Source organism: Tessaracoccus zhenghani (genome assembly GCF_055326325.1).
On record NZ_JBUZNQ010000001.1, the window covers coordinates 197,912 to 212,702 of the forward strand.

Annotated in this window: 25 protein-coding genes; 1 reads left to right on the forward strand and 24 read right to left on the reverse strand. The window is 65.2% G+C overall.

Translation table 11 applies throughout. From position 1 onward, the window contains the following. Positions 1-26: 26 nt before the first annotated feature. The 8 genes from ACZK4S_RS00910 to infA form a co-directional block, all read right to left on the reverse strand. Positions 27-989 (reverse strand): ABC transporter substrate-binding protein, encoded by a 963-nt coding sequence (locus ACZK4S_RS00910; protein WP_463643085.1) that lies wholly within the window; start codon positions 987-989, stop codon positions 27-29. An 88-nt stretch (positions 990-1,077) separates the two neighbouring features. Next, the gene (gene rplQ, locus ACZK4S_RS00915) at positions 1,078-1,614 is read right to left on the reverse strand and encodes a 50S ribosomal protein L17 (protein ID WP_463643086.1); all 537 of its coding nucleotides are present in this window, start codon (positions 1,612-1,614) and stop codon (positions 1,078-1,080) included. 36 nt (positions 1,615-1,650) lie between these two features. Next, entirely contained in the window at positions 1,651-2,673 is a 1,023-nt protein-coding gene (locus ACZK4S_RS00920; RefSeq protein WP_182763769.1) for a DNA-directed RNA polymerase subunit alpha, read from the reverse strand. A 125-nt stretch (positions 2,674-2,798) separates the two neighbouring features. Further along, on the reverse strand, positions 2,799-3,404 hold the full coding sequence (rpsD, locus tag ACZK4S_RS00925; protein WP_076058042.1) for a 30S ribosomal protein S4: 606 nt from the start codon (positions 3,402-3,404) through the stop codon (positions 2,799-2,801). A 32-nt stretch (positions 3,405-3,436) separates the two neighbouring features. Further along, on the reverse strand, positions 3,437-3,844 hold the full coding sequence (gene rpsK / locus ACZK4S_RS00930; protein ID WP_076058040.1) for a 30S ribosomal protein S11: 408 nt from the start codon (positions 3,842-3,844) through the stop codon (positions 3,437-3,439). A gap of 50 nt (positions 3,845-3,894) precedes the next feature. After that, on the reverse strand, positions 3,895-4,269 hold the full coding sequence (gene rpsM / locus ACZK4S_RS00935; protein WP_076058038.1) for a 30S ribosomal protein S13: 375 nt from the start codon (positions 4,267-4,269) through the stop codon (positions 3,895-3,897). A gap of 192 nt (positions 4,270-4,461) precedes the next feature. After that, positions 4,462-4,575: a 50S ribosomal protein L36 gene (gene rpmJ / locus ACZK4S_RS00940; RefSeq protein WP_002514836.1), complete on the reverse strand. Its 114-nt coding sequence runs from the start codon at positions 4,573-4,575 to the stop codon at positions 4,462-4,464. Between the two features lie 276 nt (positions 4,576-4,851). Beyond that, positions 4,852-5,073 (reverse strand): translation initiation factor IF-1, encoded by a 222-nt coding sequence (gene infA, locus ACZK4S_RS00945; protein ID WP_040284660.1) that lies wholly within the window; start codon positions 5,071-5,073, stop codon positions 4,852-4,854. A 129-nt stretch (positions 5,074-5,202) separates the two neighbouring features. Here infA and ACZK4S_RS00950 point away from each other — a divergent pair, with 129 nt between their 5' ends. Then, positions 5,203-5,490, forward strand: coding sequence for a YciI family protein (locus ACZK4S_RS00950; protein ID WP_463643087.1), 288 nt, complete (start codon positions 5,203-5,205; stop codon positions 5,488-5,490). A gap of 4 nt (positions 5,491-5,494) precedes the next feature. Here the strand turns inward: ACZK4S_RS00950 and ACZK4S_RS00955 are convergent, their stop codons facing one another. The 16 genes from ACZK4S_RS00955 to rplN all read right to left on the reverse strand — a co-directional run bounded on the left by ACZK4S_RS00955 (position 5,495) and on the right by rplN (position 14,628). Beyond that, on the reverse strand, positions 5,495-5,938 hold the full coding sequence (locus ACZK4S_RS00955; protein WP_076058034.1) for a VOC family protein: 444 nt from the start codon (positions 5,936-5,938) through the stop codon (positions 5,495-5,497). 185 nt (positions 5,939-6,123) lie between these two features. Further along, positions 6,124-6,966 (reverse strand): neutral zinc metallopeptidase, encoded by an 843-nt coding sequence (locus ACZK4S_RS00960; RefSeq protein WP_463643088.1) that lies wholly within the window; start codon positions 6,964-6,966, stop codon positions 6,124-6,126. A 122-nt stretch (positions 6,967-7,088) separates the two neighbouring features. Then, positions 7,089-7,448: a DUF1707 SHOCT-like domain-containing protein gene (locus ACZK4S_RS00965; protein WP_463643089.1), complete on the reverse strand. Its 360-nt coding sequence runs from the start codon at positions 7,446-7,448 to the stop codon at positions 7,089-7,091. A 31-nt stretch (positions 7,449-7,479) separates the two neighbouring features. Beyond that, complete coding sequence (gene map, locus ACZK4S_RS00970; RefSeq protein ID WP_463643090.1) at positions 7,480-8,298, reverse strand: type I methionyl aminopeptidase; 819 nt, start codon at positions 8,296-8,298, stop codon at positions 7,480-7,482. Further along, positions 8,295-8,873, reverse strand: a complete 579-nt coding sequence (locus ACZK4S_RS00975; RefSeq protein ID WP_076058026.1) for an adenylate kinase — start codon at positions 8,871-8,873, stop codon at positions 8,295-8,297. Before ACZK4S_RS00975 ends, map begins: the two co-directional genes overlap by 4 nt. Next, positions 8,870-10,183, reverse strand: a complete 1,314-nt coding sequence (secY, locus tag ACZK4S_RS00980; RefSeq protein ID WP_463643091.1) for a preprotein translocase subunit SecY — start codon at positions 10,181-10,183, stop codon at positions 8,870-8,872. Before secY ends, ACZK4S_RS00975 begins: the two co-directional genes overlap by 4 nt. 183 nt (positions 10,184-10,366) lie before the next feature. Continuing rightward, entirely contained in the window at positions 10,367-10,807 is a 441-nt protein-coding gene (gene rplO / locus ACZK4S_RS00985) for a 50S ribosomal protein L15 (protein WP_182763777.1), read from the reverse strand. A 1-nt stretch (position 10,808) separates the two neighbouring features. Beyond that, entirely contained in the window at positions 10,809-10,991 is a 183-nt protein-coding gene (gene rpmD, locus ACZK4S_RS00990) for a 50S ribosomal protein L30 (protein WP_459398002.1), read from the reverse strand. Continuing rightward, positions 10,991-11,605: a 30S ribosomal protein S5 gene (rpsE, locus tag ACZK4S_RS00995; protein WP_076058018.1), complete on the reverse strand. Its 615-nt coding sequence runs from the start codon at positions 11,603-11,605 to the stop codon at positions 10,991-10,993. Before rpsE ends, rpmD begins: the two co-directional genes overlap by 1 nt. A 24-nt stretch (positions 11,606-11,629) precedes the next feature. Further along, positions 11,630-12,013 (reverse strand): 50S ribosomal protein L18, encoded by a 384-nt coding sequence (rplR, locus tag ACZK4S_RS01000; RefSeq protein WP_076058016.1) that lies wholly within the window; start codon positions 12,011-12,013, stop codon positions 11,630-11,632. Positions 12,014-12,016: 3 nt separating this feature from the next. Then, positions 12,017-12,559: a 50S ribosomal protein L6 gene (gene rplF / locus ACZK4S_RS01005; RefSeq protein WP_076058013.1), complete on the reverse strand. Its 543-nt coding sequence runs from the start codon at positions 12,557-12,559 to the stop codon at positions 12,017-12,019. Between the two features lie 27 nt (positions 12,560-12,586). Further along, positions 12,587-12,991 (reverse strand): 30S ribosomal protein S8, encoded by a 405-nt coding sequence (gene rpsH, locus ACZK4S_RS01010; protein WP_076058012.1) that lies wholly within the window; start codon positions 12,989-12,991, stop codon positions 12,587-12,589. A 76-nt stretch (positions 12,992-13,067) separates the two neighbouring features. Beyond that, complete coding sequence (locus tag ACZK4S_RS01015; RefSeq protein WP_076058010.1) at positions 13,068-13,253, reverse strand: type Z 30S ribosomal protein S14; 186 nt, start codon at positions 13,251-13,253, stop codon at positions 13,068-13,070. A gap of 7 nt (positions 13,254-13,260) precedes the next feature. Beyond that, positions 13,261-13,890, reverse strand: a complete 630-nt coding sequence (gene rplE / locus ACZK4S_RS01020) for a 50S ribosomal protein L5 (protein ID WP_076058008.1) — start codon at positions 13,888-13,890, stop codon at positions 13,261-13,263. Next, positions 13,890-14,258 carry a 50S ribosomal protein L24 gene (gene rplX, locus ACZK4S_RS01025; RefSeq protein WP_076058006.1) on the reverse strand — a complete coding sequence of 123 codons (369 nt, stop codon included), beginning with the start codon at positions 14,256-14,258 and terminating at the stop codon, positions 13,890-13,892. Before rplX ends, rplE begins: the two co-directional genes overlap by 1 nt. A 1-nt stretch (position 14,259) precedes the next feature. Then, positions 14,260-14,628 (reverse strand): 50S ribosomal protein L14, encoded by a 369-nt coding sequence (gene rplN / locus ACZK4S_RS01030; protein WP_076058004.1) that lies wholly within the window; start codon positions 14,626-14,628, stop codon positions 14,260-14,262. Positions 14,629-14,791: the final 163 nt, after the last annotated feature.

Here is a 14,791-nt window from a genome sequence, read left to right on the forward strand (position 1 = left end):
CGCGGGTGGGCGCCGGCGTCCACCCCTCAGTACGTGGTGGCGGCCTCGTCGATGACTGCCTTGGGAATGGTCACGCCCATCCGCTCAGCGGCGGCGGGGTTGACCACGGTCTCCAGTGATTCCTGCAGCTGGACGCTGGTGTCGCCCGGCTCCCCTCCCTTGAGGAGTTCGACGATCATCTTCGCCGTCTGCAGACCCTGCGCCTTGTAGTCGGTCGAGAGTGCCGCGGCCGCGCCGCGCTCAACCGAATCAGGATCCGAGCTGACCAGCAGCGCCTGCTTCTGTTCGGCCACCTGCACCATGGACTCCATCGCCGAGACGACGGTGTTGTCGACGAGGGTGAAATAGGCGTCGACGTCGAGCGACTCCGCAGCCTGCTGCACCTCGGAGGAGTTCTGGATGGTGACTGTCTTGATCTCGACCCCGAGTTCCTTGCCCGCCTCAATGGCCTTCTCGGCCTGCACCTGGGCGTTGACCTCGGAGGCCGAGTAGACGATCCCCACGGATTCGACGGTGGGGTCGATGTCGAGGATCAGCTTCAGTTGCTGGTCGGTGGGCAGCTGGTCCGAGGTGCCGGTGACGTTGCCGCCCGGCTTCTCCATCGAATCCACCAGGCCAGCGGCGACCGGATCCGTCACGGACGCGAACACGATGGGCCGGTCCTGGATCACCTGCGCCATGGCCTGGGCCGGCGGCGTGGCGATCGCCACGAACAGGTCGTGCTTGGAGGCGGCGTAGGTGTTGGCGATGTTGGTCAGAGTGGCCTGGTCGCCCTGGGGATTCTGGAACTCCAGGGTGAGGTTCTCGCCCTGGACGTAGCCCGCCTCGGCGAGGCCTTCCTTCACGCCCTCCCAGATCAGGTCCAACGACGGGTGGGAAACGATGGTCACGCCACCGATCGACACCTGGTCAGGGGTGCCCAGTTGCGCGCCGCAGCCAGTGAGCAGCAATGCGGCGACAGCGGCACCTGCAAGAACTCGTCGCAGCATCTGGTCTCTCCTCTGAACGGCCAAAACTAACGAAACCCTACCGGTGGAAGAGAAGGGGCCCCACGACGGGGGCCCCTTCTGGATGGTGTCACTTGGACTCTGCAGCGTCCTCGTCAGCAGCCGTCTCGTCGGCCGCGGCCGGCGACTCCTCGGTCTCGGCGACCTCGTCGGTTTCGGTGACCTCTTCGGTCTCCTCAACCTCTGCGGTCTCCTCAGCCTTGGGCTCCTCGGCCGGTGCGGCCTTGGGCGCCTTGGCCTTCGGTGCCACGGCCTCGGTGATCAGTTCGATCACTGCCATGGGGGCGTTGTCGCCCTTGCGGGGGCCGATCTTGGTGATGCGGGTGTAGCCACCGTTGCGGCCCTCGAAGGTGGGGGCGATCTCGTCGAAGAGACGACGCACGACGTCGACGTCGGTGACCGACTGCAGCACCAGGCGACGGTTGTGCAGGTCACCGCGCTTGGCCTTGCTGATCAGACGCTCGGCAACCGGCTGCAGCAGACGGGCACGGGTCTCGGTGGTGGTGATTCGGCCGTGCTCGAAGAGCTGGGTGGCCAGGTTGCGCAGGATGTGGCGCTGATGGGTCGGGCTACCGCCCAGACGGGCACCCTTGGTCGGCTTAGGCATTGATCAATTCTCCAGTGTGAGTAGCGGTGTGGGCGGTCAGTACTGCTCGGTCTCGGCGAAGTCAGCGTCTTCGTCGTTGTCCTCGTCGTAGCGCTCGATGGCCTGCAGCGGGTCGAAGCCCGGGTGCGAGTCACGCAGCGACAGGCCGAGGTTGGCGAGGGTCTCGCGAACCTCGTCGATCGACTTGCTGCCGAAGTTGCGGATGTCGAGCAGATCCTCTTCGCTGCGGGCCACGAGTTCACCCACGGTGTGGATGCCCTCGCGCTTGAGGCAGTTGTAGGAGCGGACCGACAATTCCAGATCCTCGACAGGGAGGTTCAACGACTCGGCGATCTGCTCGTCGACGGGCGACGGGCCGATCTCGATGCCTTCGGCGTCCACGTTGAGCTCGCGGGCAAGGCCGAACAGCTCTACGAGGGTGGTGCCGGCCGAAGCGACGGCGTCACGCGGCGTCATCGACGGCTTGGTCTCGACGTCGACGATGAGACGGTCGAAGTCGGTGCGCTGGGCGACGCGGGTGGCCTCGACCTTGTAGGTGACCTTGAGCACCGGCGAGTAGATCGAGTCGACCGGGATGCGGCCGATCTCGGAATCGGGATCCTTGTTCAGCACTGCGCTGACGTAACCACGGCCGCGTTCGACGACGAGTTCCATCTCGAGCTTGCCGGTCTCGTTGAGAGTGGCGATGTGCAGCTCGGGGTTGTGGATCTCGACGCCGGCCGGGGGCTGGATGTCACCGGCGGTGACGGATCCGGCGCCTGCCTTGCGGAGGTACATGACGACGGGCTCGTCCTCCTCCGAGGAGATCACGAGGCCCTTGAGGTTCAGGATGATCTCGGTGACGTCCTCGACGACGCCCTCCACCGTGGAGAACTCGTGCTGGTTGCCTTCGATCTTGATGCTGGTGACCGAGGCGCCCGGGATGGACGACAGCAGGGTGCGACGCAGCGAGTTGCCGAGCGTGTAGCCGAAGCCGGGCTCGAGAGGCTCGATGACGAACCGGGACCGGTGGTCCGAGACGACCTCTTCCGTGAGGCCCGGGCGCTGTGCGATGAGCATGGTGTTTCCTCCCCGCGCCGACCGCTATATGAAGGCGCGAATAGTGCTGAGCCCGACCGTCGGGCCCAGCGCCCCGCCCGGAGCGAGCCGGACGGGGCGGTGGTGGGGCACGAGGCCCCGACGGATCACTTCGAGTAGAGCTCGACGATCATCTGCTCCTGGACATCGACCACGATCTGCTCGCGGACGGGGAGCTGGTGCACGAGGATGCGCATCCGGTTGGGACGGGCCTCCAGCCATGCGGGAACGGAACGCTCGCCGTGGGTCTCACGGGCGATGACGAACGGGGTCAGGTTCAGCGACTTCTCAGCCACGTCGATGATGTCCTTGGCGCGGACACGGTACGACGGGATGTTGACGCGCCCACCGTTGACCAGGAAGTGGCCGTGGACGACGAGCTGACGGGCCTGACGACGCGTCGAAGCGAAACCGGAGCGGTACACGACGTTGTCGAGACGCGACTCCAGGATCTGCAGCAGACGGTCACCGGTCTTGCCGGGGTGACGGTCGGCCTCTTCGTAGTAGCGACGGAACTGCTTCTCGAGCACGCCGTAAGCGAAGCGCGCCTTCTGCTTCTCACGAAGCTGCAGCGAGTATTCGGAGTCCTTCGTGCGACCGCGGCCGTGCTGACCCGGAGGGTACGGACGACGCTCGAAGGCCTTGTCGTTGCCGACAAGGTCAGTCCCGAGTCGACGGGACTTCTTGGTGATCGGGCCGGTATAACGAGCCATAATGTATTAGTCCTATTCTCTCTCGGGCCGGATCAGACGCGACGGCGCTTCGGCGGACGGCAGCCGTTGTGCGGTGTGGGGGTCACGTCGGAAATGGCGCCGACCTCCAGGCCGACGGCACCGAGCGAACGGATAGCGGTCTCGCGGCCCGAGCCCGGGCCCTTGACGAACACGTCGACGCGCTTCATGCCGTGCTCCATGGCCTTACGACCAGCGGCCTCGGCGGCCATCTGAGCGGCGAACGGGGTCGACTTACGCGAGCCCTTGAAGCCGACGGTGCCGGCGGAGGCCCACGAAATCACATTGCCCGTGGGGTCGGTGATCGAGATGATGGTGTTGTTGAAGGTGCTCTTGATGTGCGCCTGACCGGCGAGCACGTTCTTCTTTTCCTTGCGGCGGCCCTTGGTCTTGGCGCCGGCCTTGCGGCTTGCAGTAGCCATATGTTCTTAAGTCTCCTTGAGTCCTTGAGAGGAGGCGCTCGACCCGGAGGTCAGCGTGCCTTCTTCTTGCCAGCGACGGCCTTCTTCTTGCCCTTGCGGGTGCGGGCATTGGTGCGGGTGCGCTGACCACGAACCGGGAGGCCGCTGCGGTGGCGACGGCCCTGGTAGTTACCGATCTCGACCTTGCGGCGGATGTCGGCGGCAGTGCTACGACGGAGGTCACCCTCGATCTCGTAGCTGCCTTCGATGTGGTCGCGCAGCGCGACGAGCTGGTCGTCGGTCAGCTGGTGGACGCGGAGATCGCCGGAGACTCCAGTCGCGGCGAGGGTTTCGGCGGCGCGGGTACGGCCGATGCCGAAGATGTAGGTGAGTGCGACCTCGAGGCGCTTTTCGCGCGGCAGGTCAACACCAACTAGGCGTGCCATCAGGCGGTTTCCTTTCCTATGCGAAGGTGTGGGCGTGACGCGTCCCCGCCGCCTATGGTGCTCGGCTCGAGCACCGACGGGGCCTTGGCCTTCGTCCAAGGGTGGTCGATCCCGCTGGGGGATCTAGCTATCACGTTGTTTCAGTTGTCAGGCGGAACCAGGCCTGGGGCCCTCGTCCGCGGTGGCCTGTGATCAGCCCTGGCGCTGCTTATGGCGCGGGTTGTCGCAGATCACCATCACACGACCGTGCCGGCGGATGACCTTGCACTTGTCGCAGATCTTCTTGACGCTCGGCTGAACCTTCATTCGAGCAACCTTTTCAATCGGCGACTGGGAGCGCAGGGCGCGCCCAATCTTGCGGTGGATGAGCTTGGTCGAAGTGGCCACGGGCACGCGGGCGCGCACGGGCATTGACGACCGAGGAGCAACTTTACGCTAGGCGTGCGCGGAAGGCAAAAGCACGCTCAGGGCCCGCTGCGGTGCGGGCCGACGGCGTACTGGCCGGTATCCAAAATAGAAAGCGCCGCCGGCCCACGAAGGGACCGGGCAGCGCTCGAGAGGGTGCGGCCGGAGCCGCAGGTCTCACTTGTGTCGGTAGACGATGCGTCCGCGGGTGAGGTCGTAGGGCGACAGCTCCACGACGACGCGGTCCGACGGCAGGATGCGGATGTAGTGCTGCCGCATCTTGCCACTGATCGTGGTCAACACCTTGTGGCCGTTGGCCAGTTCGACGCGGAACATCGCGTTGGGCAGGGCCTCGACCACGGTGCCCTCGAGTTCGAGAGCTCCCTCTTTCTTCGCCATAAACTCTCTTCTGTTCGCCACCGGGCGCTCTGAGCGCGCGCCGGATGATACTGCAATCGGCAAGTTTACGCCCACAGCCGTCGCTGGCCAAACGGGGGCCCGCCCCTGCCTCGCCACTACCCTGTCCCCATGGCCTATTTCGCTGTCTGCTACACCTACTCCGACGACACCGCCGAGCTGGACAGGGTGCGCCCCAGCCACCGGGAATTCCTCGCTTCCCTGACGGCCGGCCCGCTGGTGGCCAGTGGCCCGTTCGTCGGTGCGGCGCGCCCCAGCGCACTGCTCCTCCTGCGGGCCGGATCCGGGGACGAGGTGACGTCGGCCCTCGACGCCGACCCCTTCTGGGCTGCGGGCCTCATCAGCGAGCGCCTCGTCGAGGAATGGAATCCCATCATCGGCGTGTTCGCCGACAACTGAGTGGTCAGCTGACGCAGAACTCGTTGCCTTCGGGGTCCAGCATGACGTGCCACCGGTGCGTCCCCTGGTTGTGGGAGTCGACGTACGAGGCGCCGCGGGCGAGGAACTCGTCGCGCAGGGCGTCGATGTCGTCGCCACCGGAGTGGACGTCGTAGTGCAGGCGGTTCTTGGTCTGCTTCTCCTCAGGCACATCCTGGAAGAGGATGCGGCGCCGCCCCGGGCTGCCCACCTCGTCCGGCGGGCAGATGGCTGCCGCCCCCCTCCACACCAGGTTCCCCCTGTGTGTCTGGGTGTCCGCCTCGGTGGCGTATCCCCCGTCGATCATCCGCTGGATGAACACAGGATCGCTGGGCTCCACCGTCCAGCCGAGGGACTCCGCCCACCAGTCCGCGAGGTTGTGGGCGTCGCGCGTGTCGACGCAGATCTGGATTCCATAGGGTTTGGGCATGTCGAACCTCCTGCTCTCTCCCGACATTACGAGCAGCGGGGTTCAGACAGAAGCCCCTGCGCGCAGTCACGGGCGGCGGCGGCCTCCGCCGTGGCCCGGGCGAAAGTCTCACCCTCCCCCAACTCGGCGGGTTCAGCCTCGCACTGGCCGCGATGCTCGCAGGCCAGCTCCCCCACCAGAAGCTCCTAGGCGACCTCGTCGTCCGGCACCGTCCAGGTGTTGCAGTCGTTCATGGTGGCCGCGTAGAGGCCGCGGGTACCCCAGTACAGGAGCGACTCGCGTGAACCGTGCACCCCGTCGGCGCGCATCGTCGCGAGTCGCTCCATCCAGGACTCATACTGTTCCTGCCCGAACCGGAAGGCGCTGTTGTGACGGGTCATGGCGGCTGACCAGCAGGTGGCCTGCAACTCCGCGCGCCGCTCCAGCACGGGGGTGTTGGCCATCGCTGTCTTGGCCCGCGTGATGCCGGCCAGGCTCTGCAGGTGGTGCCCGTACTCGTGGTTGACCATCTCGTTGACCGACAGGTCCCACGTGCGCGCCATGTCGAAGTGCCGCGCACCGAAGTGGACGCTGCCGCCCTCGGCCGAACAGTAGAACGCGGGCGCCTCCAGGTAGCCACAGGCGCTGTCGTCGCCCTCACCGGTGAAGAACTGGACGCCCGGAGCCGCCGTCAGCCACCCCAACTGCTGGAACGTGGGCACCCAGGAACGGTGCACGCAGAACCACTGGTCGCGCACCGCCGCCTCCCACTCCGCCTCGTCGCGGACGGTCTTCGGGGAGGCGCAGTGTTCCAGCGCGACCGGGGCCAGGGCGTTCAGGGTGGTGACCTGCGCGTCGTAGAGCGGCGACACCGGGTCTGGGCCCGGCAACGGCTCCCAGGTCTGCCCGGGCAGCTCCCACTCCCCCGGCCCGGCTCCCGGCTCCGGGACCTGCTCACCCCCGGCAGGGGGCGGTCCGGCATCAGGAGCGCGCTCGAGGTTCATGCCGAAAATGACGAGGGCGAGCGACACCACCAAGGTGGTCACCACAGCGATGAGGGTGGTGAGCCCCAGCCGGAATCGCGGCCTGGCCCGCCGAGGGCGAACGGTATGGGCTGAAGTGCGCATCCGTCACTCCCCCCGTCGGCTGCACTGCGCGTGCAGGAAGTATCTCAGAAGATCAGCACGAGCAGGATGATCAACACCGCCACCAGGGCAAGGCCGACGACGCCCACCATCATCGCGACAGGCACCAGGGTGCGCGACTGCGTGATCTGTCCTGCCGGGACCCCGCCCTGCTCGACGATGGCCGGCACATGGGCGGCGGCGGCGGGTAGCTTCTCCATCACGGGAACCAGGTCGCCGAGGGTGCGTGCGTCGTAGACCACGTCCATGGCGGCGGCGTACTCGTCGTGGGTGAGACGTCCGTCGGCGAACGCGTCATTGAGCCGCTGGGTGATGGAGGCGCGCTCCGTCTCGTCGATGGGGTCGCCTGGGCGTTGCAGGTACTTCGAGCTCGGTGGCAGCGGCATGAGGACCATCATAGGCCGCTGTGGGAGCCGCTCAGTCGGACAGCGGACCGAACAGGTCACCGAGCCTGGAGGCTCCACCATCATGTTCTGTGAGCACCCAGATGCCGTGCTCGGTGAGGGCCACCGTGTTCTCCCAGTGGGAACCGTTCGACCCGTCGCGGCTGACGACGGTCCAGTCGTCGTCGAGCTCGAGGGTCTGGTGTGTGCCGGTGGTCAGCATGGGTTCGATGGCCAGCGCCATGCCCACGGACAACCTGGGGGTGGGCCGACGGCGGTGCCAGTTGGGCACGTCAGGGTCCATATGCATCTCGGAGCCGATGCCGTGCCCGGTGTACTCCCGCAACGTTCCGTAGTGCGTGGGCAGGCTCTTGACATAGCCCTCGATGGCCTTGGAGACGTCGCCCACCCGGCCGCCGTCGCGCACCGCCCTGGCGCCGGCCCAGAAGGCCTCGCGGGTGGCGTCGATCAGGGCCTGGTCCTCCGCGGCGCCCGACCCCACGATGATGGTGCGGGCAGCGTCTCCGTGCCAGCCCTCCACGATGGCGCCGAAGTCGATGGAGACCACGTCGCCGTCCTGCAGCACCCTGTCACCAGGGATGCCGTGGACAAGTTCGTTGTTTGTGGAGATGCACGCCACGCCGGGGAACGGGGTGCCGTAGTCGCCGTAGCCCAGGAAGGAAGAGCCGGCGCCGTGGCGGGCGAGCACCTCGCGGCCCACCGCATCCACCTCGGCCGTCGTGACCCCCGCGGTGGCTGCCGCCACCATGGCGTCGAGGCCTTCAGCGACCACGAGTCCGGCCCTGCGCATGAGGCGCAGTTCATCGGCCGATTTCAGTTCGATCATGCTCATCGGCGGCTGATGTGCAGGTCGAGTTCGTCAAACATGCGCTGCTGCACTTCCTCGACGGTGCCGGTGCCCTCGATGTCGACGAGGAGGCCCTTCGACTCGTAGTGGAACAGCAGCGGGGCCGTCTGGCCCGCGTAGACCTCCATGCGGCGACGGATGGTGTCCGCGTTGTCGTCCGCCCGGCCCTCCTTGGCCGCGCGGGCCAGGAGCCGTTCGACGAGGGCCTCAGGCTCGACATGCAGCGACACCACGGCGTCGAGCCGCTGGTCCTGCTCCGAGAGGTAGCGGTCCAGGAAGTACACCTGGTGCATGGTGCGGGGGAATCCGTCCAGCAGGAAGCCGGGCTCGCAGTCCGGCTGCGCCAGGCGGTCCGCGACGATCTGCTCCGTCATGTCGTCGGGTACGTACTCTCCCGCGTCGATGATCTCCTTGACCTTGATGCCGAGCGGGGTCTGGTTCTTGATGTTGAACCGGAAGATGTCGCCGGTAGAGATCGCAGGGACACCGTAGCGGTCGGCCAGCGCTGTCGCCTGCGTGCCTTTTCCCGCGCCTGGGGCACCCATGATCAGTAGCTTCACCGCAGGAAGCCCTCATAGTTGCGCTGCTGGAGCTGGCTCTCGATCTTCTTAACCGTGTCCAGGGCTACACCGACGATGATCAGGATGGAAGTGCCGCCGAACGGGAAGTTCTGCTGGGCGCCCACTGCCATGAAGGCGATCGTCGGGATGAGGGCGATGGTGGCCAGGTAGAGCGAGCCGGGCGCCGTCAGACGCGACAGCACGTAGGCCAGGTAACGCTCGGTCGGCTTGCCGGCGCGGATGCCCGGGATGAAGCCGCCGTACTTCTTCATGTTGTCCGAGACTTCTTCAGGGTTGAAGGTGATGGACACGTAGAAGTAGCAGAACGCGACGATGAGCACGAACTGGACCAGGTTGTAGACCCACGAGTACATGCCCGTGCCGGTGAAGTTGGCCTGGATCCACTGGGAGACGCCGCTCTCCGGCCGGAAGGTGGCGTAGAGGACCGGCAGGTACATGATCGACGAGGCGAAGATGACCGGGATGACGCCGGACTGGTTGACCTTCAGCGGGATGTAGGTGGTGGAGCCGCCGACGAGGCGACGACCGACCATGCGCTTGGCGTACTGCACCGGGATGCGGCGCTGACCCTGCTCCACCCAGATGATGCCGAGCATCACCAGCAGGCCGATGCCGATCACGAGGAAGAAGAGGATCCAGCCGGTGGCACCCTGGTGCGACTGCTTGATGGACCACAGGCCCGTCGGGAAGCTGGCGACGATCTGGGTGAAGATCATGATCGACATGCCGTTGCCGACGCCGCGCTCCGTGATGAGCTCGCCCATCCACATGATGATGCCGGTGCCGGCGGTCATGACCATGACCATGGTGACCAGCGGGAACAGCTCGTCGGAGTAGAGGATGCCCTCACAACCGGGGAGCAACTGACCGGTGCGGGCCAGCGTCACGAATGCGGTGGCGTTCAGGATGGCCAGGACCAGCGTCAGGTAGCGGGTGTATTCGGTGATCTTCGCCGTGCCGGAGGCACCCTCCTTCTTGAGGGCCTCCAGACGCGGGATGACGACGGTGAGGAGCTGGAGGATGATCGACGCGGTGATGTAGGGCATGATGCCCAGCGCGAAGATCGTCAACTGCAACAGCGCCCCACCCGAGAACAGGTTGATGATGTTGTAGATGCCGGCGGATGGCCCCTGAGTGGCGATGGCCAGACACTCATCGATGCGTGCCATGTTCACGTTCGGGGAAGGGATCGTCGACCCCAGGCGGAACACGGCGATGATGCCCAGCGTGAAGAGGAGCTTCTTACGAAGGTCCGGCGTCCTCAACGCATTAGCCAAGGCGGAGATCATCCGACCCCTACTTTCCAGGTAGCAGATACTTTTGACCGCGCAATCGCTGCACGGCAACCAGGGCAGCCTATCAAGCTGATAGTCCCTGCTGAAACTCAACTCACAGTGTGAGTGAGCGGGACAGGAAAGCGGGGTGGCTCCGGAACCGGAGCCACCCCGCCGTCTCTGTCTCTGGTGACCGAATCAGAGTTCGGTCACGGTGCCACCGGCACCCTCGAGCTTCGCCTTGGCGGAGTTCGAGAACGCGTTGGCGGTCACGTTGAGGGCAATGGAGACATCCCCGTTGCCCAGCACCTTGACCAGGTTGCCTGCGCGCACCGCGCCGGCCGCGACCAGATCCTCGACGCCCACTTCGCCGCCCTCAGGGAAGAGCTCAGCGAGGCGGCCGACGTTGACGACCTGGTATTCGACACGGAACGGGTTCTTGAAGCCCTTGAGCTTCGGGAGGCGCATGTGCAGAGGCATCTGCCCGCCCTCGAAGTTCGCAGGGGTGTTCTTACGCGCGCCGGTGCCCTTGGTGCCGCGACCTGCGGTCTTACCCTTCGAGCCCTCACCACGGCCAACACGGGTCTTAGCCGTCTTGGCGCCCGGGGCGGGCTGCAGATGATGCAGTTTCAGCGCCATCTCACTTCACCTCTTCCACGGTGACCAGGTGGGCCACGGTACGAATCATGCCGAGAACCTCGGGACGATCCTCCCGCACCACCGAAGCACCGATGCGCTTGAGTCCGAGCGTACGCAGCGTGTCACGCTGGTACTGCTTGCCGCCGGCCGAAGACTTGGCCTGCGTGATCTTGAGGTCTGCCATCAGGAAGCCACCCCTTCTTTGGTCTCGCGGGCAGCGCGGAGGAGAGCCGCCGGGGCGACATCCTCGACCGGCAGACCGCGGCGCTTGGCCACGGCTTCCGGCATCTCGAGCTGCTTGAGCGCCACCACAGTGGAGTGGACGACGTTGATGGCGTTGGCCGAGCCGAGCGACTTGGCGAGCACATCGTGCACGCCGGCGCACTCGAGCACCGCACGGGTGGCGCCACCGGCGATCACACCGGTACCGGGGGACGCGGGGCGCAGCAGCACGACGCCACCGGCCTTCTCGCCCTGAACCGAGTGCGGGATGGTGCGCTGGATCAGCGGCACGCGGAAGAAGTTCTTCTTGGCCTCTTCAACGCCCTTGGCGATGGCGGCCGGAACCTCCTTCGCCTTGCCGTAACCGACACCGACCATTCCCTCGCCGTCACCGACGACGACCAGTGCGGTGAAGCTGAAGCGCCGACCGCCCTGGACGACCTTGGCGACACGGTTGATCGCCACGACCTTCTCGAGGTACTTGTTCTCTTCCTTGGAAGCCTGCTGGCCACGACGATCGTCACGGCCACGACGCTCCCCCTGAGCACCGCTACGGCGCTGCTGGGTTTCACTCATCGTGATATCCCTTTCCTTTCGTCGTTAGAAGCCGAGCCCGGCCTCGCGGGCGGCGTCGGCGAGTGCCGCGATCCGCCCGTGGTACTTGTTGCCGGCACGGTCGAAGACGACGTTCTCAACGCCAGCTGCCTTCGCACGCTCAGCGATGAGAGCACCCACCTTGCGGGCCTTCTCGGACTTGTCGGCTTCAACGGTACGCAGGTCGGCTTCCATGGTGGAGGCCGAAGCGAGCGTCTTGCCGGCCCGGTCGTCGATCACCTGAACGAACAGGTGACGAGCGGAGCGGGTGACGACCAGGCGGGGGCGCTCAGGCGATCCGCTGATCTTCTTACGGGCACGGAGCTGGCGACGCGAACGCGCAGCGCTCTTGGCGGCCAACGTCTTGTTGGTCCTGATCGAAATCGCCATGGATTACTTACCAGCCTTTCCAGCCTTGCGGCGGACGTGCTCGCCCGCATAGCGGACGCCCTTGCCCTTGTAGGGCTCAGGCTTGCGGAGCTTGCGGATGTTTGCCGCAGTCTCTCCGACAACCTGCTTGTCGATGCCCTGGATCGTCAGCTTCGTGGGGGTCTCCACGATGAAATCGATGCCCTCAGGGGCGTCGATGATCACCGGGTGCGAGAAGCCGAGCGCGAACTCGAGCTGCTTCGGACCCTTGGAGATGACACGGTAGCCAACGCCGACGATTTCGAGTTTCTTCTCGTAGCCCTCGGTGACGCCCACGATCATGTTGTTGACCAGGGTGCGCGTCAGGCCGTGGAGGGAGCGGGACTCACGCTCGTCGTTGGGACGGGTGATTTCCAGCTGGCCCTCGTCGGTCTTGTCAACGCTCAGCGGCTCAGAAATGGTCAGCGACAGCGAGCCCTTGGGCCCCTTGACGTCGACCTGTCGGCCATCGAGCTTGACGTCGACACCGGACGGGATGGTGATGGGCATCCTGCCAATTCGCGACATATCAGTTTCTCCTCTTCCTTCGCCCGGTCACCAGACGTAGGCGAGTACTTCGCCACCGACGGACTTGGCCTTGGCGTCACGGTCGGTCAGAAGACCCTGCGACGTCGAGATGATGGCGATACCCAGGCCACCGAGGACCTTGGGGAGATCGGTGGACTTCGCGTAAACGCGAAGGCCGGGCTTACTCACGCGCTTGAGGCCCACGATGGTGCGCTCGCGCGAGTCGCCGTACTTCAGGGTCACCTTCAGGACCTTGCCGACCTGGCCTTCGACCTCGGTGAGCTCGTAATCGGTGATGTAACCGTTCTTCTTGAGGATCTCGGCGATGCCCACCTTGATCTTCGACGACGGCATGGACGTGGAGTCCTGGTACGCCTGGTTGGCGTTACGCAGACGTGTCAACATGTCTGCGATCGGATCAGTCATCGTCATGACTATTGCCTCTTTCTCACACCGGTTTCCGGCTGCCCGGACCTGGTGTTAGTTGATTCTGACGTAGTGGGTCTCGTCACCAGGACGACTTGGTCACGCCCGGGAGCTGACCCGCGTGGGCCATCTCGCGCACGCAGACGCGGCACAGGCCGAACTTGCGGTAGACCGACTTCGGTCGGCCACACTTCTGGCAACGGGTGTAGGCGCGGACCGCGAACTTGGGCTTGCGGGCTGCCTTGACCTTGAGTGCTGTCTTAGCCATTAGTTACTCACTTCTTCTTCTTGGCGTAGAACGCAGGACCGCGCTTGGTCTTCTGCTTCTTCGGGTCGTCCTGCGCCTTGAAGGGGAAGCCGAGGTGCTTGAGCAGAGCGCGACCTTCCTCATCGTTGGCGGCCGACGTCACAAAAGTGATGTCCATGCCACGGACGCGGTCGATCTTGTCCTGGTCGATTTCGAGGAACATGACCTGCTCAGACAGACCGAAGGTGAAGTTGCCGTTGCCGTCGAACTGGTTGCCGTTCAGGCCACGGAAGTCACGGATACGGGGCAGCGCCAGGGTCAGGAGACGGTCGGCGAATTCCCACATGCGGTCACCACGGAGGGTGACGTGGGCGCCGATCGGCATGCCTTCGCGCAGCTTGAACTGGGCGATCGACTTGCGGGCCTTCGTGACGGTGGGCTTCTGACCGGTGATCGCCGTGAGGTCCTTGAGGGCCCCTTCGATGATCTTCGAGTCACGTGCAGCCTCACCGACACCCATGTTCACCACGATCTTCACAAGACCGGGGATCTGCATGACGTTGGCGTAGTCGAACTCCTGCTGGAGTGCGGGCACGATCTCTTCGCGGTACCTGGTCTTCAGGCGCGGCATCGCGTTGGTGGTAGCGGTGGCGGTCATCAGATCTCCTCCCCCGTCTTGCGCGCGATGCGCACGGAGCGCTCCGCCTTGTACTCGGAACCGTCGGGACGACGCTTGGACACCTCGACACGCTTGTAACCGACGCGCGTCGGGACCTCCTTGCCGTCGACCTTCACCACGAGCTGCACATTGCTGACGTGGATGGGGGCCTCGACGTTGATGATGCCGCCTTCGACCTTGCGACCGGTCGCAGTCTGGGACTCACGACGGTGCTTCTTGACGAGGTTGACACCCTGGACCGTCACACGCTCGTTGGCGGGATCGACAGCGATGACCTCGGCGACAACGCCCTTGTCCTTACCGGACAGGACCTTGACGCGGTCACCCTTCTTGACGTGGAGCGACATGTCAGATCACCTCCGGGGCGAGCGAGATGATGCGCATGAACTTCTTGTCACGCAGCTCGCGGGCCACGGGCCCGAAGATGCGCGTGCCGCGGGGTTCACCGTTGGCGTTGAGGATCACGGCGGCGTTCTCGTCGAACTTGATGTAGGAACCGTCGGGACGACGGCGTTCCTTGGTGGTGCGGACGACGACGGCCTTGACCACGTCGCCCTTCTTCACGTTGCCGCCAGGGATCGCGTCCTTGACGGTGGCGACGATGGTGTCGCCGAGGAATGCGTAGCGACGTCCGGAACCGCCGAGCACACGGATGCAGAGAATTTCCTTTGCACCAGTGTTGTCGGCGACCTTAAGTCGCGACTCCTGCTGGATCATTACTACTCCTTGCTCCACCGGTTCCTCGTTAAAGGCCTTGTGAAACTAGAAACGAACCCCCTGGATTTTGCCAGGAGGGAACCCCCAGCTCGAGGGAGAGGAGGTTGTGGCGAAGCCTGGGAAAGGTCCCCCCGAAGGGGCACAGACCCAAGGCAACCTGATT